This window comes from Streptomyces sp. NPDC033136 (assembly GCF_055578235.1).
Map to the genome: position 1 here is coordinate 103,614 of NZ_JBVIPD010000023.1, position 18,124 is coordinate 121,737.

The following is an 18,124-nucleotide window of genomic DNA, read 5'->3' on the forward strand; positions in this document are numbered from 1 at the left end:
GGCAGGTGGAAGGCGGCGGCCCCGGTTCTTGGCGGAAGGGGGGCCGCCGTCGTCGTGTGGTGGATCAGGCGGCGGCGGACTCGTCGCCGCGCGTGGCGGTCAGGTGCCCGTCCGGGGTTCGGACGACGGCGCCGCCAGTGGTGAGGGTCTTGACGGCCTTGGACACAGCGCCCTTGGACAGACCCGTGAGCGTGACCAAGTCCTTCTGTCGGACCGGGTCATCGGCGGTTTCGATGGCCTTCAGCACCCGGGCGGCGGCGCCGTCCGGGGCCGGTGCCGCCTCGGTCGCGGTGTCCTTGACGAGGGTGAGTGTCGGTCCGCCCGCGGCTTCCACGGTGGGAGCCGCGGTTCGGGACCAGGGCTCACGGTCGGGCAGGGCGATGACGACGGCCTTGTCCATGTAGCGGACCTTGACGGGGTCGGGCTTGCGCTTGCCATCGCGGATTAGCGCCACGCCAGGGACGGGGAGTTCGTCAGCGTTCCAGCCCTTGGCCTGTGCGTCCTCCCCGAGCACCACGCGGGCTTCGGCCGGCGTGCGCACGGCAAGGCAGATGGAGACGCCGATCTGCGGGGCGATCTGCTTGGGGATGCCGTCGCCGATGGTGGGCTTCTGGGTCATCCACCACAGGTCGATGCACGCTGCGCGGCCCATGCGAGCGATGGACTCCAGGGCCGGAAGTGCGGAGCGAGTGGTCGTGCGGGTCTTGCCGTCGCCGGTCTCGGTCTCGTAGGGGACTTTGTCGGCGGCCGTCATGACTTCGGCGCCCTCGTCGACGACGACCGTGATGCGTGGCCGGTCGGCGGTGGGGGTCCAGGTGTCCTGTCCCTTGGGCAGGATGCTGAGCCGCTCCAGCATCTCCGTCTCCAGCTCGTCGGTCACGTCGATGACCTCGTGCGGGGTGGAGGCGACGCGGGCTCGGTGGTCCCACAGGCGGCCTTCCACGCGCTTGAGGTCGATGATGACGAGCGCGTTCGCCTCGCCCTCGGACGCGTCGAACAGCAGCGGCCGGGACGCCACCGACTTGCCCGCGCCGGATCGTCCGGCGATGAGCAGCCGTTCCCCGAGTGGCACGGTGACCTGCTCGCCGGTGACGGTGTCGATGCCGAGGGAGCGCCGCTCGGGCGTCCACGTGAGGTCGTCACCGTCGGCCGCGCTGCGGGTGCGCAAGGTGAGTTCGGCCCAGCCGCCTTGCTTGCCCGCCTTGATCTGCATGCGCAGGCTCGTACGGGCCCCGAGCAGGGCGCGAATGTGATCCTCGGCGGCCCGGAGCTTGGTCGCCGTCCACGTGCCGTCGAGGCGGACGGCGCACACGATCCCGGCTTCGGTCAGCTTCGGCCGGCCGGTCAGGGTTCCGGTGAGGCCGCGCTGTTCGGCGTGCTCCTTCCAGTGCTGCGGCTGAAGACGCTTCAGCAGCGCCGACTCTTCAACGGTGGGCTTGAGGCCGCTGGTGTCGCGCTCGCGGACCGCGATCCACACCGTCAGGGCGGTGACGGCCGCGACGACGGCGACGGCCGACCATACCCAGGCGCGGGTGGAGACGTGCGGCAGCCACACGTATCCGGCGACGCCGAGCGCGGTGGCGGTCTTGGTGGCGAACAGCCACATCGGGTCCGGCACGCGCCGCTTGGCGGTGCGCAACTCGCGCTCCGCGCGGTGGCGGATAGGGGTGACGCCCTCGGGGTCGATGGCGCGCGCGGTGGCGAGCGCTCGGCGGGCGTCGCGTACGAGGGGCTTGCGGTCGGCGCGCAGGGCGCGGCGGCGCTCGGATTCCTTGCGCCAGTGATCGGCCGTCCAGCGGGCGGCGGTGGCGGCGTACTGGCGGTGGGTACGCCAGACTTGTCCGTGACTCACGAGTGATCCTCTTCTCAGGGGTGGTGGGTCGGTGGTGACGGGCCCTGCGACGGCCCGTCACCACACGCGCGTGTTACGCGGAGTGAGCAGGTTTCCGGTTTCCTGGTTTCCGAGGCGGCCCCTACGCGCGTGCGCGCGAGGACGGAAACTTCCGTCACCCTGCGTCGCTACGGGGGTTGTGGCGGCCGAACGGCCTTCCGGGGGTCAAACCCCACCCGGAAGGCCCCTCGGGCGCCCTGCGGGCCACCTACGGCCTTGGGGTGTTCAGTGGCCCTTCCGGCTGCGTCGGCCGTTGCCCTTGCCGCTGTCGCCGACGGCGCGGACGACGGTGACGACGGCCCAGCCGAGGACGAGCGCGATGAAGGCGAGCATTGCGAGGTTCGCGGCGATGGCCGTGAGGGCGCCGACGAGCAGGGGGCCGAAGTAGACGCCGGCCGCGACCGCACCGGCACCGACACCGGAGCCGAGCGCGACGCGCTGCACCGTGCGGTCCGGCGGCGCCTGGTGGATGTGCACCACCTGCGGCCCCGCAGGCTGCTGTGCGGGCAAGGCGGCGGGGTCGGCGTAGACGTGGCTGCCGTCCGGGAGCTGCACGACCGTCAACGGTCGCTTGTCGGGGAGCTGTTCCATGACGCACCCTCCGGGGCGTTGTCGTGGGGAAAGGCGCAGGTCGTGCACATGCCGAGCGATGTCGGGATGACGTATCCCGCATCCCGGCGGCACTCGGGGCAGATCTGCCGGGCGAGGTTGGCCCGGGCGAGCGCGGCCCACCGTCCGGGCGTCATCGGCCGGACGGGCTTGGCTGCGTCGATGCGGTAGAGGTAGGCGACCAGCGGGCCCCGCCGTCGGCGGGGACGCTGGAGTTCGGCGGCCACGTCCTGGCCACCCGGGCGCAGCCCCATCGCGCGGAGCTGTCGCCGGGTGGCCAGACCGTCAGGGGCGAGCCGCCACCGGTACACAGGCAGCGAACCCGCGGCCGGTGCGGTGGTCATCAGCGGCCCATGCCAGTGAAGTCAACCGGCACGCCGTTGACGGGCCCACGCAGTTCGGCGTAGCGGGTCGAGACCCAGCCCACCGACCAGCCGCACAGCTCCGCTGCCTGACGCACGGACAGTCCCTCGGCGTGCGCGGCGGCCACGATGGCGCGCGCGTCGTCCTCGGGCAGCTTGTCCGTGGCAGGGCCAGCGGACAGCAGCGCGGCGCGTTCACGCGCGGCCCGCTCCTCCCGCTCCGCCTGCTCACGACGCTCGCGCTCAGCACGCTCTTGCCGCTCGCGTTCGGCGCGTTCGGCGGCCTGGCGTTCACGGCGTTCACGCTCCTGCTCGCGCTGTTCATGCTCGCGTTCCTGGCGTTCACGCTGCTCGCGCTCGGCCCGCTCCCGGGCCTGCTCGCGCTCGCGTTCCTCGCGCCGGGCACGCTCTTCCCGCTCGGCCTGTTCACGGGCCATGCGGGCTTCGTGCTCACGCTGTTCACGGGCCAGAGCCGCCGTGTGCTCGCGTTCCTCGCGGGCCCTACGCGCGGCCTCCTCACGCCGCGCGGCGGCGGCCCGCTCACGGGCTTCCCGCTCGGCCTGCTGCTTGGCCTCCAGCGCCACCACGGCGGCGGCGATCGCACGCCGGTAGGCCAGTCCGGTCTCGGCCGTGACGATCAGCAGCAGCGGCGCGACCGCGTGCACAGCCACGCCTACCAGGTCGTTCTTCAACGCGGAGTCAGCCACGTTCAGGGCGAGCGTCATGCCGCCGGTCATCCACCGCAGAGCGATGGGCCACCGTCCGCCGTGGCCCCCGAGCCGGGCGAGCACCGCGTCCAGGCGGACCACGATGACCACGGCGGCATCGACGACGAGAGGAAGGATGGGTGCGGTCCAGTCCCATTTGTCGGGCGTGTGCGCGGCGGCGAGCGGGGTGACGGTGAGGATCGAATAGAGCATCGCGCCCGCCACGATCAGCCACGTGCCGACCGACAGCGCGCGCTCGGCCGAACGGATATGAACGGCGTTCACGCGCTCACCCCCGACCATGAACGGACCCGGATCGCGGCAATCAGCACGACCGGTGAAGCAGGGTCGTCGGGGTTCTCGCTGTCCTCGGTCCACGTCCACTCAGCGCCCGGTACCGGCTCGAACCCGAGCACGCTGAGCGCGTTCGTACGGTCCGTGAACGTCGGCACCGTGCGCCCGAACCGGTGCTCGGGCCACCGCTCGGTGGTGTTCATCAGCACCACGTACAGACGCCAGCGGCCCTCACGAACGGACATCTGCGCGGTGAACTCCCGCGCGCTCTCCTGGCCCCTCACGCCGCGCCACCCCGGTGCGCGGTCTCGGCCTGGTTCGCCAGAGCGGTCAGCAGCCGACGGCGGGCCCGGCGGATACGCCGCACGTCCAGCTCCGTGGGCGTGCGGTCCATGGCGATGATCTGCGCGTCCAGCAAGTCGACGTCCGCGAGGATCGCGGGCATCTCCAGCTCGATCGCGTCCAGTTCCGCATTCGTCGGCTCCATGAAGTCGGCGAACGCGGTAACAGCGTCCTGAACAGTAACGATGTGGTCCATTGGGTCTGGTTCCTCTCAGACAGGAACGGCCCGAACAGCGGCTCCCGGGTGGCACCCCGGGAGCCGCGCGCCGTTGGAGTCGGTTCCGGCTCCCCTCAGCGCTGCTCGTACGAGACGAGCAGCGGAGGCAACCGGCCGCAGCGCAGCGCTGCGGAGGTTGGTTCGTGCTGGTGCGTACGGGCGTAATCCGTACGCATCCGTCCTCTTGCTGGCAGGGGAGGGACGGCCTCCCAGGCACGCTGTTGAGTTCTCAAGCCGCAAGCGCTCACTTCGTACTCACCCCGCCTGAGCTGGGCTTTCCTCCGGGCGCCATGCATGTACGGCAGAACCGTACGTGACACCCCGTCCGCCTTGTCTGGAGGAGTGCCTGGCAAGAGACTGCACGAGTTGCGCTTGGAGAGTCAAGCCCCCTGGTCTAACTTGTACGGAGGAGATAGAGCAGAGGGGTTGCCTTGGCAGTACGACGCGGTATGACGAAGGCGCAGGAAATCGCCTATGACCTGCGCGAACAGATCCAGTCCGGCAGGCTGACGGCCGGTGAGGCCCTGCCCAGCGAATCCAAGATGATGAGTCAGTACGGCTACAGCCGCGAGACCATCCGCGCCGGCGTGCGCCTCTTGATTGAGGAAGGCCTGGTCGTCACCGGCCAGGGTCAGGGCAAGTACGTCCGCGAGGACTACCCCCCAGTCGTCTGGAACTGGACGACGCTGGAGAGTCGGAGTCGCCACGCGAACGCCGTTGAAGGGCGGACGGCCGGCGACCAGTGGGCAAGTGTGATCGCGGAGAACGGCAACGCTCCACGCCAGGACATCACGGTGTCCATCGTGGAGCCCCCGCCGCACGTTCGTGAACGTCTGCAACTCCCGGACGACGGCCTTGCCGTTGCCCGCAAGCGTGTCCGGTACATAGACAACCGGCCCTACGCCCTCGCCGATTCGTACTTTCCTCAGGAACTCGTGGTCGGTACGCCCCTGATGGAGCCCCGAGACGTCTCCGCACCCGGCGGCATTCTCGCCTCTGTGGGACTCGTGCAGGCCAAGTACGTGGACGAAATCTCAGTCCGTATGCCGACTCACCAGGAAGCAGAGCAACTTGGCCTTCCCGCAGCTACTCCAGTCGCAGAACACACCCGAACGGGCTACGACGCGGACGATCGCCCCCTACGCTGCATGGTCACCATCCTCCCCGGAGACAGGCACAAGATCCTCTATGAAGTCAGCACGGACTGAGTACCTCCGCCCTGCGGCGGCGGAGGACGTACCCGCCCTCTTGGCTCTCCGGACAGAGGCAGAGGAGTGGCTACGCACCAAAGGCACGGACCAGTGGAGCGACCCTGAGACCGGCGAAAAGGCCATCACGAAATGGCGCGCCAGCATAGACGAGGGGCGCGCATGGGTCGTGGTCGACGAGCGTGACGAGGTGCTCGCGACGGTCAGTCGTGGGCCCGTGGACCGTGACTTTTGGACGGACACCGACCGCCCGGAGTCGGCCCTGTACCTCTACAAGCTGATCGTCGCTCGCGAAGCATCCGGGCGGCACCTCGGCACACGGGTGGTTGATTGGATGTGCCGCCTCGCAGCGCTGGAGGGGCGCACCTGGGTGCGCATCGATACGTGGCGTACCAACACGGAGTTGCACACCTACTACGAGCGTCTCGGCTTCCGGCACGTGCGAACTGAGGCGCCGGCACACAGGCGCTCGGGGTGGCTTGCCCAACGGCCGGTGGACAAGCTCGTCATGCCAGACGATCCGTTGTTGGTCCTTCCCGGCGAGGGTGCGCACGGCGACGCGGCCTCGCCGGTCGAGGTGCCGGTTCAAAGGCGAGAGACGCAGCCTGAGCGCCCTTGATCCCCCATGTGTCCCCCGAGAGCGGCCCCAGAGAAGGAAACCGCAGCTCAAAGCCCCCGAACCCGGCCCGCTGTAAATCTGCCGGCTCAGCCTTCCCAGGTTCGAATCCTGGCGCCGCCACACGGGAAACGAAGGGCCCGTGACCTGCGATTTCGCAGGTCACGGGCCCTTCGTCATGCCGTCGCGAGATCAGCCCCACGGCGCCCGTGTTCGGCTGCCCTTCTCGGGCTGCGTGGACGGAGCGTGGGCGGTGGTCCACGTCGTTCAGCTGTGCCCGTTCCAGCGCGTTGCGATCTTGTCGCTGGTTGGCCGGCTGGGTGATGGGTCGTCTCCGTCCTCCTGGGAAGTGGCGTACGACGGGAACACACGGACACGTCGTGGTCGGCTCCGCCCGGCAACGAGACGAGGCTCGACGCGGGGCTCAGTCATGTGGACACCGCAGCATGACGAAGATCACTAGAGTGCAGGGTCGGTGTGAGCCGCTCTCGGCGGGAGGCGAGGCTCATGCACGAGCTTCGCACCAGACCTCGCTGTGCCTGGTCCTCCTTGGAGCCGCCCCGCATCGTCTGGCACGTCCGGCCGTCGGGTGCCATGCCGGCGTGCCGAAAGCCGGCAGCGCGGCAGAACGGCCAGCCCGAGAGGGATCGGAGCGCGTCGCACTGCCGTGCCGGGGTGCTCTGGTCTCGTACGGCGGGAAGAAGTGCGGCTACTCGCGTGCGACTTGCCAGGGCCTACGTGGATTTCGTGAGGCGAGTGGACCATCTCGGTCATGGGCGCTCTCAATCCTCTTCCGCAATGTCGCTCGAGGGCTCGAGGGCTCGAAAGCCGAACGAACTCGTCTTCGGTCGCGTCCGCGGAGCAGGAGCAGGTGTAGCAGCGGCGGCACCGCGCCACCCGAAAGACACACAGGTGGCCGACATGACAGGAGGAAAGCAAAACGAAAGGCAAGGAGTCACCTACTCCTCGCCACTCTCAACTTATAGCGCATGGGGGGCCTTGCGGCAAGGCCACTGTCGTGCCGCAGAATCCTCGGCCGGAGCCCGAAGCGGGCGAAAAAATGGGGGTTGCCTTGTTTGATGTGATCATCGTCGGCGGTGGTCCGACCGGAATGATGCTGGCCGGGGAGCTGCGGCTGCAGGGCTTGAACGTCGTCGTGCTGGAGAGGCTGGCGGAGCCGACCGGGCAGACCCGTGCGCTCGGCCTGCATGTGCGCAGCATCGAGGTGCTGGACCAGCGCGGTCTGCTGGAGCGGTTCCTTCCGCTCGGCACGAAGTACGAGAGCGGCGGGTTCTTCGCCGCCATGATGAAGCCGTGGCCCGACCGGATGGACACCGCCCACTCGTATGTCCTCGGCATCCCGCAGACGGTCACCGAGCGTCTGCTGACCGAGCACGCCGCCGACGCGGGTGCCGAGATCCGGCGCGGCTGCGAGCTGGCCGGGCTGCGCCAGGACGAGGACGGCGTGAGCGCCGAACTGTCCGACGGCACGCGGCTGCGCTCGCGCTACCTCGTTGGCTGCGACGGTGGCCGCAGCACGGTGCGCAAGCTGCTCGGCGTCGGCTTCCCCGGTGAGCCCAGCAGGACCGAGACGCTGCTCGGCGAGATGGAGCTGACCGCGTCGCCGGAGGAACTGACGGCCGTCGTGACCGAGGTCCGCAAGACGCACTTCCGGTTCGGCACCATGCCCACGGGGAACGGGGCGTACCGCGTCATCGTGCCCGCCGAGGGCGTGGCCGAGGACCGCACGGCCCCGCCGGCCTTCGAGGAGTTCAAGCAGCAGCTGCGGAAGTACGCCGGCACCGACTTCGGTGTGCACTCACCGCGTTGGCTCTCCCGCTTCGGCGACGCCACGCGACTGGCCGAGCGCTACCGCTCCGGCCGGGTCCTGCTGGCCGGCGACGCCGCGCACATCCACCCGCCGACCGGCGGGCAGGGGCTCAACCTCGGTCTGCAGGACGCCTTCAACCTCGGCTGGAAACTGGCCGCCGAAGTGCGCGGCTGGGCCCCGGCGGGGCTGCTGGACAGCTACCACGCCGAACGCCGTCCGGTGGCCGCCGCCGTGCTGGACAACACCCGTGCGCAGATGCAGCTGCTGGCGCCCGAACCGGGGCCCCAGGCCGTGCGCCGGCTGGTGGCGGAACTGATGGACTTCGAGGAGGTGAACCGGTACCTCATCGAGAAGATCACCGCGATCTCCGTCCGCTACGACTTCGGCGAGGGCCACGAGCTTCTCGGCCGGCGGCTGCGGGACGTACGGCTGAAGCGGGGACGCCTCTACGAGCTGATGCGCGCCGGCCGCGGGCTCCTGTTCGACCAGACCGGCGGTCACCTGTCGGTGGCGGGTTGGGCCGACCGGGTCGACCACGTCGCCGACGTCAGTGAGGAACTGGACGCCCCCGCGGTACTGCTGCGCCCGGACGGCCATGTGGCGTGGGCCGGCGACAGCCAGCGGGAACTGCTCGACCGACTGCCGCGGTGGTTCGGAGCGGCGACCGGCTGAGCGAGCCGTGCGGAACCTGCGGCGAGGGCCCGGGCCGCCCGCGCGGCACACTGGCCCCATGTCCTCCCGCCGCAGAAACTGCCCCGAGTGCCGCCGCGACATCGCCGTCGTCGCCGGGCGGTACGCGCGCCACGACCCGCCCGGCGCCCGCGAGCACGGCGAACTCACCTCGTGCCCGGGCTCCCGCCGCCAGGCCCGCCCTGGCCCGGAGCAACCGTCCCTGGACGGCTACACGGTGCCGGACTTCCCGGGCCAACTGCCCTTGTTCTAGGCGCTGCGCCGCCGCGTGAGCCGGGGCCGGGGGGTGAACCTCAGTTCCCCGCCACCGACTTCACCGCCACTGACACCGGCGCCGGGCCGCTGATCAGTTCCAGTGTCAGCCCGGCGGTCGCGGGGGTGTCCACCAGCTCCGCCAGGACGGCGGCCACGTCGTCGCGCGGAATCGGGCCGCGTCCCGTGTGCGCCTCCAGGCGTACGAGGCCGGTGCCGGCGTCGTCGGTGAGCTGGCCGGGGCGCAGGATCGTCCAGTCCAGGGCGTACAGGGAGCGCACGTACGCGTCAGCCTCGCCCTTGGCGCGCAGATAGACGTCGAAGATCTCGTCGCCCCGGTGCTCCGGGTCGGCGCCCATGGAGGACACGATCAGGAAGCGCCGCACGCCCGCCGCCACGGCGGCGTCCGCGAAGAGGATCGCCGCTGCCTTGTCCACCGTGCCCTTGCGGGCCGCCCCGCTGCCCGGGCCCGCGCCCGCCGCGAAGACCGCCGCGTCGGCGCCCCGCAGCCGCTCCGCGACCTCGTCCACGGACGCCGACTCCAGGTCGAGCACGACCGGTTCGGCACCGGCCTGCCGCAGATCGTCGGCCTGCTCGGCCTTGCGGATGATCCCCGCTACCTCGTCCCCGCGCGCGGCGAGCAGGCGCTCCAGCCGCACCGCGATCTGACCATGACCACCAGCGATGACAATGCGCATGCCTTCGACCGTACGCCCGGACAGCCCCGTCCGCGCGCATGCCTTCGACCGTACGCCCGGACGGCCCCCTCCGCGGCACGACTTGAGCCACGCCCCGCCTCCGGCCCTACGACACCCCGCCCCGCCCCTGCCGCGGCAGCCCCAGCTCCACCGAGGCCGCCGAACTGCAGTACTCCCGCACCGCGCTGGTCCGCGCCACCACGCGCCCCCGGTGCACAACCACCCGGCTGTACGCCAGCGAGAGCGCCCCCGCCAGCCCGTCCCCGCGCACCGCGAGCAGCTCGGCCGGGAAACCCGCCTCCACGCGCACCTCCGGCTGCCCCAGCACCGCCCGCGCCGAGGAGCTCACCGTGTCGTAGGCCGCCTCGGGTGACAGGCCGTAGCGCGAGGCCAGCAGGTAGGCCGCTTCCAGCGGGTCGCCGCGCCCCACGGGGTTGGACACGTCCCGCAGCGCCCCGCTCCCGGCGGCGACCCGCACTCCGGCCGTGCGCAGCAGCCGCACCGGGGCCGCGCCCCGCCGGTCGACGCCACCGCAGCCGCCCTGCGGCAGGCAGACCACCGCCACCCCCGCCGCCGCGAGCTGGTCAGCCGTCCGCGAGGCCACCTCGGAGGGCAGCCGGCCGAGGTCCCCGCACGGGCTGAGGGTCACGCCGGGGCGAAGCCCGCCCGCCATCGCCGCGAGCCGGGCCAGCCGCGCCGGATCCCCGGCGTCCGTGTGCAGGTCGACGGGACAGCCGTGCTCGGCGGCGACCTCCAGGACCGCCTCCACGTATCCCGTCGGATCCGGGTCGAGATCGGGCCGGCCGCCCACCACCGAGGCGCCCATCTTGACCGCGTCCCGCAGCACAGCCAGCCCGTCCGCCCCGGCCACCCCGGTCAGCACCCGGGGCATCGCCACCGTCGTCAGCTCCGCCAGCCCCCGCAGCGCCCGCCGCGCCTGCAGCACCGCCGCCAGCGCGCCCAGCCCCTGGACGTCCCCCACGCGCACGTGCGCCCGCACCGCAGTGGCCCCGTGCCCGAGCTGGAGCAGTGCGGCCTCGGTCGCCCGGCGCTGGACGTCCTGGGGCTCGTACGAGACCGGGCCCTCGGTGCCGGCCGAAAGGGCCGTGTCGGCGTGGGCGTGCGGCTCGGCCGGGGCCGGCAGGAGCAGATAGCCGCTGAGGTCCACCCGCGCTCCGCACGCGCGCGTGCCGACCGTCGTCAGGCTGCCGGCCGTACCGACCGCCTCGATGCGCCCGCCGCCCAGCCGTACGTCCACGGTCCGGCCGTCGGTGAGCCGCGCCCCGCACAGCAGCAGCGACGACGGGCCGGCCGGACCCGGTGAGGACGACGAGGGCGGTGGTGGCTGCGGCCGGCTGTCGGGCATCGCACTCCAGGGGCTCGGGCTGCGCGCGGGAGGACGCGTGATCACGCAGAGTGAGACGAGCCTAGGACGGCCTCCCGTCCGTGTCGGGGAGGAGCGCAATAGTCGTACTGATGTGGTCTGCCGCTCGGCAAGGGAGGACGCTCGCGAGGCCGCCCGGAGGACGCTCGCCAGGCCGCCGGGAGGACGGTCCGGGCACCGGGGGCGGGAGCCGCGAAACGGATTTGGGCGAACGGCGGGCGACCGTGTAATGTCTTCATCGCTCGCCCCAATAGCTCAGTCGGCAGAGCGTCTCCATGGTAAGGAGAAGGTCAACGGTTCGATTCCGTTTTGGGGCTCTGGTGTGAGAGGTTCCCGCCGCGAGGCGGGGCCCGATCGCATCACAGCGGTGTAGCTCAGTCGGTAGAGCAAGCGGCTCATAATCGCTGTGTCACCGGTTCAAGTCCGGTCACCGCTACTCTTAGTAGCCGATTGCGGGGTCGGTCCTTCAGTCGGCTACTCTTTCCTGCGTTAATACCATCAATCCGTTCGTCAAGGAGCACTCACGTGGCTGCCACCGACGTCCGCCCGAAGATCACGCTGGCCTGCGTGGAGTGCAAGGAGCGGAACTACATCACCAAGAAGAACCGGCGTAACAACCCGGACCGTCTTGAGATGAAGAAGCACTGCCCGCGTTGCAACGCGCACACCGCGCACCGCGAAACGCGATAAAAACAGGCTCGTACACGAGGCCGTTCCCGAGTGATCGGGGGCGGCCTCGTGTCGTTGAAAGACCCGTACCGTTCAGCAGCGCAACCAGGAGGTGCCGGGCCATGGCACTCGACCAGTCCTTCGTGGGGCGGACGTACCCGCCCACCGAGCCATACGAGGTGGGCCGGGAGAAGATCCGTGAGTTCGCCGAGGCGGTCGGGGACGCCAACCCGGTGTACACGGACGCGGAGGCCGCCAAGGCACTCGGCCACCCCGACGTGATCGCCCCGCCGACCTTCGTCTTCTCGATCACCTTCAAGGCGGCCGGCCAGGTCGTCCAGGACCCGCAGCTCGGCCTGGACTACAGCCGCGTGGTGCACGGCGACCAGAAGTTCGCCTACCGCCGACCGGTCCGCGCCGGTGACCGGCTCACCGTTACCTCGACCATCGAGGCGATCAAATTCCTCGCGGGCAACGACATCCTGGACATCCGCGGCGAGGTCCACGACGAGGCCGGCGAGCACGTCGTGACCGCCTGGACCAAGCTCGTGGCCCGCGCGGCCGAGGAGGCGTGAGCGATCCCATGACGGCGAAGATCTCCTACACCGACATCGAGGTCGGCACCGAACTGCCCGCGCAGACCTTCCCCGTGACCCGCGCGACGCTCGTCCAGTACGCGGGCGCCTCCGGCGACTTCAACCCGATCCACTGGAACGAGAAGTTCGCCAAGGAGGTCGGCCTGCCCGACGTCATCGCGCACGGCATGTTCACCATGGCCGAGGCGATCCGCGTGGTCACCGACTGGGCGGGCGATCCGGGCGCGGTCGTCGAGTACGGCGTCCGCTTCACCAAGCCGGTCGTCGTCCCCAACGACGACAAGGGTGCCGAGATCGAGGTCAGCGGCAAGGTCGCGGTCAAGCTCGACGACAACACCGTCCGCGTGGACCTGACCGCGACCAGCGCCGGGCAGAAGGTGCTGGGCATGTCGCGGGCGGTCGTACGCCTGGCCTGAGACTGCGACGCGAGGTAAGGGGCGCTCTCCACTGCGAGGCGCCCCTTACTTGCAAGGTTCACGGGACCGCTTGACTTAGTTAGTGATTGAGTACTAACTTCGATTCCATGGCCAGGATGAGTGCGGAAGAGCGACGCGAGAGCGTCATCCGGGCGGCGACGACCGAGTTCGCCCGTGGTGGCTACCACGGCACCTCGACCGAGGCGATCGCCCGGCGGGTCGGTGTCTCGCAGCCGTATCTCTTCCGGCTCTTCCCGGGCAAGAGGGCGATCTTCCTGGCGGCGGCCGAGCGCTGCGTGGAGGACACCATCCGCACGTTCGCGGAGGCCTCCGAGGGGCTCCACGGCGAAGAGGCCCTGCACGCCATGGGCAGCGCGTACACCAAGGTCATCGAGGAGCGGCCCGAGCGGCTCCTGATGCAGATGCAGATGTACGTCGCCGTGAAGGCCGCCGAGGAAGAGGGCGACCACGAGTTCGGCGAGTCGGTGCGCGCCGGCTGGATGCGGCTGTGGGACACCGTCCATCTGCCGCTCGGGGCCGACGCCGGCGAGACGACGCTCTTCATGGCGTACGGGATGCTCATCAACTGCCTGACGGCCATGGGATTCCCCGTCGGGCACCGCGTCTGGGAAGGGATGTATCCCTCGGCGCGGATCAAGGGCCGCAGGAGTGCTGACGGGGAAGGTCGCTGACGGGGAAGAGCGGAGATCCGCGCTTTTTCATGACCGCGAAAGTTAGTAATCAATAACTAATCAATCAACGCAGACACTCCTTGGGGGAGCGATGTCACAGCGGACCGCACACCGCGGGGGAGCCGCCTGGGCCCTCGTCATCACCAGCGTCGCCGGATTCATGGCGGCTCTCGACAACCTCGTCGTGACCACGGCCCTGCCCTCCATCCGCGAGGACCTGGGCGGGGGCCTGCACGACCTGGAGTGGACCGTGAGCGCCTACACGCTCACCTTCGCCGTCCTGCTGATGCTCGGCGCGGCCCTCGGCGACCGCTTCGGCCGCCGCCGGCTGTTCATCGCCGGGCTCGCGGTCTTCACCGGCGCCTCCGCCGCGGCGGCCATGGCACCCGGCATCGACTCCCTCATCGCCGCCCGCGCGGTCCAGGGCGCCGGGGCGGCGGTGATGATGCCGCTGACGCTCACCCTGCTGACCGCGGCCGTGCCCGCCGCCAAGCGCGGCATGGCCTACGGCATCTGGGGCGCCGTCAACGGACTCGCCGTCGCCTCCGGGCCGCTCGTCGGCGGCACCCTCACCGAACACATCTCCTGGCAGTGGATCTTCTGGCTGAACGTCCCGCTCGGTCTGGCCCTGCTGCCCCTCGCCCGCCTCCGTCTCGCCGAGTCCCGCGGCACCGGCGCGCCCCTCGACGTACCCGGCACCCTGCTCGCCAGCGGCGGCCTGTTCGGCATCGTCTACGGCCTGGTCCGCGGCCCCGCCGACGGCTGGACCGGCGGCCTGGTCCTCACGGGCCTGTTCGCGGGTTCCGCCCTGCTCGTCGGGTTCGTCCTCTACAGCACGCGTGCCAAGAACCCCATGCTCCCCATGCGGCTCTTCCGCTCCCGCGCCTTCGCCGGTATCAACGCGGCGAGCCTGCTGATGTTCTTCGGCATGTTCGGCTCGATCTTCCTGCTCAGCCAGTACATGCAGGGCGTCCTCGGCTACTCGCCCACCGAGGCGGGCCTCAGGATGCTGCCCTGGACCGGCATGCCGATGCTCGTCGCCCCGATCGCCGGCATCCTGGCCGACCGCGTCGGCGGCCGCCCGGTCGTCGCCACAGGGCTCTTCCTGCAGGCCCTGGGCCTCGGCTACATGTCGGTCGTGGCCACGGCGGACGCCTCCTACACCGCCCAGTTGCCCGCCCTGATCGTCAGCGGCGTCGGCATGGCCCTGTTCTTCGCCCCCGCCGCGCACCTGGTGATGGCCAGCGTCCGGCCCCACGAGCAGGGCATCGCCTCCGGCGCGAACAACGCCCTGCGCGAGGTGGGCGGAGTGCTCGGCATCGCCGCCATGGGGTCGATCTTCGCGGCTCAGGGCGGCTACGAGACCGGCCAGACCTTCGTCGACGGCATGCGGCCGGCCCTCGTGACGGGCTCCGCGGTGGTGGCCCTGGCCGGCATATCGGCCCTGCTGATCCCGGCCCGCCGCCGCACGGAGCCGCAGAAGACCCCGGCCGAACCGGCACCGGTACTGGAGACGGCCGCCCCCTGACCCCGCAGGACCCGAACGAGGAGAAGCGGCCATGCCCACCCTTCCCTGGACCGTCCCGAACACCCCGCCCCGCGACACCGAGGTGCACGTCTTCGCCTCCCGCTTCGAGACCCGCACCCTGTGGGGGACGCTGAGGTTCCTCGCCGGTACGCCCGCCGTCTGGCGGCAGGTATGCCGGAGCCCCGGCGCCTATGGAGCGACCCTGAAGGCGAAGCCCCTGCGGCGGACCTTCTGGACGCTGTCGGCCTGGGAGTCGAAGGACGCGCTCCACGCCTTCGTCCGCGCGGGCGCCCACGGGCCCGCCTCCCGTGGTCTCGCCCCGCAGATGAGGGACGCGACCTTCACCACATGGCAGGTGAGCAGCGAGGACCTCCCGCTGTCCTGGTCCGAGGCGCTGCGCCGCCTGCCCTGACCGCCACCACGCACGCGTGCGGCCCCGTCCACCGCGGACGGGGCCGCACACACACGTGCCCGGAGCCGTCAGTGCCGTCTCGTACTCTTGAGCCCGTGCAGGAACTCCACGACGCCCCCCTCGCCCCGCTGACCACCTTCCGGCTGGGCGGCCCCGCGACCCGGCTGGTCACCGCCACGACGGACGACGAGGTGATCGCCGTCGTCCGCGAAGCCGACGAGGCGGGCACCCCGCTGCTGCTCATCGGCGGCGGCTCGAACCTGGTCATCGGTGACAAGGGCTTCGAGGGCACCGCCCTCGTCATCGCCACCCGGGGCTTCTCCCTCGACGGCACGAAGCTGGAGCTGGCCGCCGGCGAGGTGTGGACCGACGCCGTCGCCCGCACGGCCGAAGCGGGCCTGGCGGGCATCGAGTGCCTGGCCGGCATCCCCGGCTCGGCGGGCGCGACCCCCATTCAGAACGTCGGGGCGTACGGCCAGGAGGTCTCCTCGACGATCACGGAGGTCGTCGCCTACGACCGGCACACCCGCGAGACGGTCATGCTGACCAACGAGGACTGCGCCTTCTCCTACCGTCACAGCCGCTTCAAGTCCGACCCGGAGCGCTACGTGGTCCTGCGCGTCCGTTTCGTCCTGGAGGACGCCGAGGGACTCTCCGCGCCTCTCAGGTACGCCGAGACGGCCCGGGCCCTCGGGGTGGAACCCGGCGACCGCGTCCCCCTCGCCTCGGCCCGTGACACGGTGCTCAAGCTGCGCGCCGGCAAGGGCATGGTCCTGGACCCCGAGGACCACGACACCTGGTCGGCCGGGTCCTTCTTCACCAACCCGATCCTCACGGACGCGGACTTCGCGACGTTCCGCGCACGCGTGCGTGACCGGTTCGGCGACGGGGTGGAGCCTCCCGCGTACCCGGCCGGTGAGGGCCGCACCAAGACCTCCGCGGCCTGGCTGATCGACAAGGCGGGCTTCACGAAGGGCTACGGCGACGGCCCTGCGCGCATCTCCACGAAACACACCCTGGCGCTGACCAACCGGGGCAGGGCGACCACGGAGGACCTCCTCGCCCTGGCCCGCGAGGTCGTCACCGGCGTCCGCGAGGCCTTCGGGATCACACTGGTGAACGAGCCGGTGACGGTCGGGGTCAGCCTGTAGGCACCCTGCCTCGGCCGCTGAGGCCGGGTGGGTGCGCGACTCGGCGCGGTGAGGTGCCGCTGCGCCCACGCCCCCAAGCTCTCGGCTTCGCTCGAGCAGGGGGACTTCATCGCCCTCAGCGGCACGATCGCCCGCAGCTGTGGGCAGCGGCAGCCGGGCGGTACGGGCGCCGCGGCCACGCGGCCGGCGCCAGCCCTCGCAGTTCGGCGCTGACACGCCCGCAGCCGCCGGACGACGCAAGGGGACGTGTCTCGGGCGTGCCCGCCCGCCGCGGTCGGCGCGTCGACGGACGGCGGTCGGTGTCCGACCCCATCGCGCCGTTCCGAGGACGGATGCCCCGGCGCGGCCCGATCACCACCCGGCCGGCGAGAACGCGCTACGACGCCAACCAGTCGTCCACCCCGGCCAGCAGCTTCGTCTTCACGCCCTCCGGCGCCGCCGACCCCCGTACCGACTGCCGGGCCACCTCCGCCAGCTCCGCGTCCGTGAAGCCGTGATGCCGCCGCGCGATCTCGTACTGCGCGGCGAGGCGCGACCCGAACAGCAACGGGTCGTCCGCGCCCAGCGCCAGCGGCACCCCCGCCTCGAACAGCGTCCGCAGCGGCACGTCCTCCGGCTTCTCGTACACCCCCAACGCCACGTTCGACGCCGGGCACACCTCACACGTCACCTGCCGGTCCGCCAGCCGCTGCAGCAGCCGGGGATCCTCCGCCGCCCGCACGCCGTGCCCGACCCGGTGCGCCCCCAGGTCGTCCAGACAGTCCCGCACCGACGACGGCCCCGCCAGCTCACCCCCGTGCGGCGTCGACAGCAGCCCGGCCTCCCGCGCGATCCCGAACGCCCGGTCGAAGTCCCGCGCCATGCCCCGCCGCTCGTCGTTCGACAACCCGAACCCGACGACCCCCCGGTCCGCGTACCGCACCGCCAGCCGGGCCAGCGTCCGCGCGTCCAGCGGATGCTTCATCCGGTTCGCCGCGACCAGCACCCGCATCTCGAGCCCGGTCTCCCGCGACGTTGTCTCCACCGCGTCGAGGATGACCTCCAGCGCCGGAATCAGCCCGCCCAGCCGCGGCGCGTACGACGTCGGGTCGACCTGGATCTCCAGCCACCCCGACCCGTCCCGCAGATCCTCCTCCGCGGCCTCCCGCACCAGCCGCTGGATGTCCTCCGGCTCCCGCAGACACGAGCGCGCCGCGTCGTACAGCCGCTGAAAGCGGAACCAGCCCCGCTCGTCCGTCGCCCGCAGTCTCGGCGGCTCACCGCCGACCAGCGCCTCGGTCAGGGCGTCGGGCAGGCTCACCCCGTGCTTGTCGGCCAGTTCCAGCACGGTCGTGGGCCGCATCGACCCGGTGAAGTGCAGGTGCAGGTGGGCTTTCGGCAGTTCAGAGACATCACGTACACGCTCCATTCCAGGATCCTGCCGTACGTCTCGGCCGTCCCGGTAGCTGTTTCCCCTTTCGTGGTCTTGCTCGCACAAACAATTCGTGGTCTTGCTCGCGCACAAACAAATGGGGCACATACCGAATTCGGTATGTGCCCCAGGCCGGAGGCCGGTGCGG

The 18,124-nt window shown here is 71.0% G+C and carries 20 protein-coding genes and 2 tRNA genes; 13 read left to right on the top strand and 9 right to left on the bottom strand.

Annotated elements, in window-relative coordinates; all coding sequences use genetic code 11:
• Positions 1 to 64: 64 nt before the first annotated feature.
• The 6 genes from ACZ5TL_RS32005 to ACZ5TL_RS32030 form a co-directional block, all read right to left on the bottom strand.
• Positions 65 to 1,852 (bottom strand): MarR family transcriptional regulator, encoded by a 1,788-nt coding sequence (locus tag ACZ5TL_RS32005; RefSeq protein WP_468594207.1) that lies wholly within the window; start codon positions 1,850 to 1,852, stop codon positions 65 to 67.
• 264 nt (positions 1,853 to 2,116) lie between these two features.
• On the bottom strand, positions 2,117 to 2,482 hold the full coding sequence (locus tag ACZ5TL_RS32010; RefSeq protein WP_468594209.1) for a DUF6251 family protein: 366 nt from the start codon (positions 2,480 to 2,482) through the stop codon (positions 2,117 to 2,119).
• Positions 2,452 to 2,844 (bottom strand): RRQRL motif-containing zinc-binding protein, encoded by a 393-nt coding sequence (locus tag ACZ5TL_RS32015; protein WP_468594210.1) that lies wholly within the window; start codon positions 2,842 to 2,844, stop codon positions 2,452 to 2,454. The genes ACZ5TL_RS32010 and ACZ5TL_RS32015 overlap by 31 nt, the downstream gene beginning before the upstream one ends.
• Positions 2,844 to 3,854, bottom strand: coding sequence for a DUF2637 domain-containing protein (locus tag ACZ5TL_RS32020; protein WP_468594211.1), 1,011 nt, complete (start codon positions 3,852 to 3,854; stop codon positions 2,844 to 2,846). The genes ACZ5TL_RS32015 and ACZ5TL_RS32020 overlap by 1 nt, the downstream gene beginning before the upstream one ends.
• Complete coding sequence (locus ACZ5TL_RS32025; protein ID WP_468594212.1) at positions 3,851 to 4,147, bottom strand: DUF6303 family protein; 297 nt, start codon at positions 4,145 to 4,147, stop codon at positions 3,851 to 3,853. Before ACZ5TL_RS32025 ends, ACZ5TL_RS32020 begins: the two co-directional genes overlap by 4 nt.
• Positions 4,144 to 4,401 (bottom strand): DUF6284 family protein, encoded by a 258-nt coding sequence (locus ACZ5TL_RS32030; protein ID WP_468594214.1) that lies wholly within the window; start codon positions 4,399 to 4,401, stop codon positions 4,144 to 4,146. The genes ACZ5TL_RS32025 and ACZ5TL_RS32030 overlap by 4 nt, the downstream gene beginning before the upstream one ends.
• Positions 4,402 to 4,871: 470 nt before the next feature.
• On the opposite strand from ACZ5TL_RS32030, the gene ACZ5TL_RS32035 reads away from it, so the two are divergent.
• From ACZ5TL_RS32035 to ACZ5TL_RS32050, 4 genes are all read left to right on the top strand, one after another.
• Entirely contained in the window at positions 4,872 to 5,630 is a 759-nt protein-coding gene (locus tag ACZ5TL_RS32035; RefSeq protein WP_468594215.1) for a GntR family transcriptional regulator, read from the top strand.
• Complete coding sequence (locus ACZ5TL_RS32040) at positions 5,611 to 6,249, top strand: GNAT family N-acetyltransferase (RefSeq protein ID WP_468594217.1); 639 nt, start codon at positions 5,611 to 5,613, stop codon at positions 6,247 to 6,249. The genes ACZ5TL_RS32035 and ACZ5TL_RS32040 overlap by 20 nt, the downstream gene beginning before the upstream one ends.
• A 1,069-nt stretch (positions 6,250 to 7,318) precedes the next feature.
• Entirely contained in the window at positions 7,319 to 8,749 is a 1,431-nt protein-coding gene (rox, locus tag ACZ5TL_RS32045; RefSeq protein WP_468594218.1) for a rifampin monooxygenase, read from the top strand.
• Between the two features lie 58 nt (positions 8,750 to 8,807).
• Positions 8,808 to 9,020 carry a hypothetical protein gene (locus tag ACZ5TL_RS32050; protein ID WP_468594220.1) on the top strand — a complete coding sequence of 71 codons (213 nt, stop codon included), beginning with the start codon at positions 8,808 to 8,810 and terminating at the stop codon, positions 9,018 to 9,020.
• A 40-nt stretch (positions 9,021 to 9,060) separates the two neighbouring features.
• Here ACZ5TL_RS32050 and ACZ5TL_RS32055 read toward each other — a convergent pair whose 3' ends face one another.
• Together ACZ5TL_RS32055 and ACZ5TL_RS32060 are read right to left on the bottom strand one after the other, a co-directional pair.
• Positions 9,061 to 9,717 (bottom strand): NAD(P)H-binding protein, encoded by a 657-nt coding sequence (locus tag ACZ5TL_RS32055; protein ID WP_468594222.1) that lies wholly within the window; start codon positions 9,715 to 9,717, stop codon positions 9,061 to 9,063.
• A 106-nt stretch (positions 9,718 to 9,823) separates the two neighbouring features.
• On the bottom strand, positions 9,824 to 11,083 hold the full coding sequence (locus tag ACZ5TL_RS32060) for an amidohydrolase family protein (protein ID WP_468594224.1): 1,260 nt from the start codon (positions 11,081 to 11,083) through the stop codon (positions 9,824 to 9,826).
• A gap of 262 nt (positions 11,084 to 11,345) precedes the next feature.
• Between ACZ5TL_RS32060 and ACZ5TL_RS32065 the strand changes: the two genes are divergently transcribed.
• The 9 genes from ACZ5TL_RS32065 to ACZ5TL_RS32105 all read left to right on the top strand — a co-directional run bounded on the left by ACZ5TL_RS32065 (position 11,346) and on the right by ACZ5TL_RS32105 (position 16,565).
• Positions 11,346 to 11,418: transfer RNA gene (locus tag ACZ5TL_RS32065), tRNA-Thr, on the top strand.
• Positions 11,419 to 11,464: 46 nt separating this feature from the next.
• Positions 11,465 to 11,537, top strand: a tRNA-Met gene (locus ACZ5TL_RS32070).
• A gap of 89 nt (positions 11,538 to 11,626) precedes the next feature.
• Positions 11,627 to 11,791 carry a 50S ribosomal protein L33 gene (gene rpmG, locus ACZ5TL_RS32075; protein ID WP_003948671.1) on the top strand — a complete coding sequence of 55 codons (165 nt, stop codon included), beginning with the start codon at positions 11,627 to 11,629 and terminating at the stop codon, positions 11,789 to 11,791.
• 101 nt (positions 11,792 to 11,892) lie between these two features.
• The gene (locus tag ACZ5TL_RS32080; RefSeq protein WP_468594225.1) at positions 11,893 to 12,345 is read left to right on the top strand and encodes an FAS1-like dehydratase domain-containing protein; all 453 of its coding nucleotides are present in this window, start codon (positions 11,893 to 11,895) and stop codon (positions 12,343 to 12,345) included.
• Positions 12,346 to 12,353: 8 nt separating this feature from the next.
• Entirely contained in the window at positions 12,354 to 12,782 is a 429-nt protein-coding gene (locus ACZ5TL_RS32085; RefSeq protein ID WP_468594253.1) for a MaoC family dehydratase, read from the top strand.
• Between the two features lie 107 nt (positions 12,783 to 12,889).
• Positions 12,890 to 13,474: a TetR/AcrR family transcriptional regulator gene (locus ACZ5TL_RS32090; protein WP_468594227.1), complete on the top strand. Its 585-nt coding sequence runs from the start codon at positions 12,890 to 12,892 to the stop codon at positions 13,472 to 13,474.
• A 91-nt stretch (positions 13,475 to 13,565) separates the two neighbouring features.
• Complete coding sequence (locus ACZ5TL_RS32095) at positions 13,566 to 15,002, top strand: MFS transporter (RefSeq protein ID WP_468594228.1); 1,437 nt, start codon at positions 13,566 to 13,568, stop codon at positions 15,000 to 15,002.
• Positions 15,003 to 15,033: 31 nt separating this feature from the next.
• The gene (locus ACZ5TL_RS32100; RefSeq protein ID WP_468594229.1) at positions 15,034 to 15,414 is read left to right on the top strand and encodes a DUF3291 domain-containing protein; all 381 of its coding nucleotides are present in this window, start codon (positions 15,034 to 15,036) and stop codon (positions 15,412 to 15,414) included.
• A 95-nt stretch (positions 15,415 to 15,509) separates the two neighbouring features.
• Entirely contained in the window at positions 15,510 to 16,565 is a 1,056-nt protein-coding gene (locus ACZ5TL_RS32105) for a UDP-N-acetylmuramate dehydrogenase (protein WP_468594231.1), read from the top strand.
• Positions 16,566 to 16,941: 376 nt separating this feature from the next.
• Here ACZ5TL_RS32105 and ACZ5TL_RS32110 read toward each other — a convergent pair whose 3' ends face one another.
• Positions 16,942 to 17,973, bottom strand: a complete 1,032-nt coding sequence (locus tag ACZ5TL_RS32110) for an adenosine deaminase (RefSeq protein WP_468594233.1) — start codon at positions 17,971 to 17,973, stop codon at positions 16,942 to 16,944.
• Positions 17,974 to 18,124 lie beyond the last annotated feature (151 nt).

What these genes read in the sequence shown, in the direction of transcription:
- ACZ5TL_RS32010 (WP_468594209.1), bottom strand. Translation starts at nt 2,482, where the DNA reads ATGGAACAGCTCCCCGACAAGCGACCGTTGACGGTCGTGCAGCTCCCG.
- ACZ5TL_RS32015 (WP_468594210.1), bottom strand. Translation starts at nt 2,844, where the DNA reads ATGACCACCGCACCGGCCGCGGGTTCGCTGCCTGTGTACCGGTGGCGG.
- ACZ5TL_RS32030 (WP_468594214.1), bottom strand. Translation starts at nt 4,401, where the DNA reads ATGGACCACATCGTTACTGTTCAGGACGCTGTTACCGCGTTCGCCGAC.
- ACZ5TL_RS32035 (WP_468594215.1), top strand. Translation starts at nt 4,872, where the DNA reads ATGACGAAGGCGCAGGAAATCGCCTATGACCTGCGCGAACAGATCCAG.
- ACZ5TL_RS32040 (WP_468594217.1), top strand. Translation starts at nt 5,611, where the DNA reads ATGAAGTCAGCACGGACTGAGTACCTCCGCCCTGCGGCGGCGGAGGAC.
- ACZ5TL_RS32050 (WP_468594220.1), top strand. Translation starts at nt 8,808, where the DNA reads ATGTCCTCCCGCCGCAGAAACTGCCCCGAGTGCCGCCGCGACATCGCC.
- ACZ5TL_RS32055 (WP_468594222.1), bottom strand. Translation starts at nt 9,717, where the DNA reads ATGCGCATTGTCATCGCTGGTGGTCATGGTCAGATCGCGGTGCGGCTG.
- ACZ5TL_RS32060 (WP_468594224.1), bottom strand. Translation starts at nt 11,083, where the DNA reads ATGCCCGACAGCCGGCCGCAGCCACCACCGCCCTCGTCGTCCTCACCG.
- ACZ5TL_RS32080 (WP_468594225.1), top strand. Translation starts at nt 11,893, where the DNA reads ATGGCACTCGACCAGTCCTTCGTGGGGCGGACGTACCCGCCCACCGAG.
- ACZ5TL_RS32085 (WP_468594253.1), top strand. Translation starts at nt 12,354, where the DNA reads ATGACGGCGAAGATCTCCTACACCGACATCGAGGTCGGCACCGAACTG.
- ACZ5TL_RS32090 (WP_468594227.1), top strand. Translation starts at nt 12,890, where the DNA reads ATGGCCAGGATGAGTGCGGAAGAGCGACGCGAGAGCGTCATCCGGGCG.
- ACZ5TL_RS32095 (WP_468594228.1), top strand. Translation starts at nt 13,566, where the DNA reads ATGTCACAGCGGACCGCACACCGCGGGGGAGCCGCCTGGGCCCTCGTC.
- ACZ5TL_RS32100 (WP_468594229.1), top strand. Translation starts at nt 15,034, where the DNA reads ATGCCCACCCTTCCCTGGACCGTCCCGAACACCCCGCCCCGCGACACC.
- ACZ5TL_RS32110 (WP_468594233.1), bottom strand. Translation starts at nt 17,973, where the DNA reads ATGGAGCGTGTACGTGATGTCTCTGAACTGCCGAAAGCCCACCTGCAC.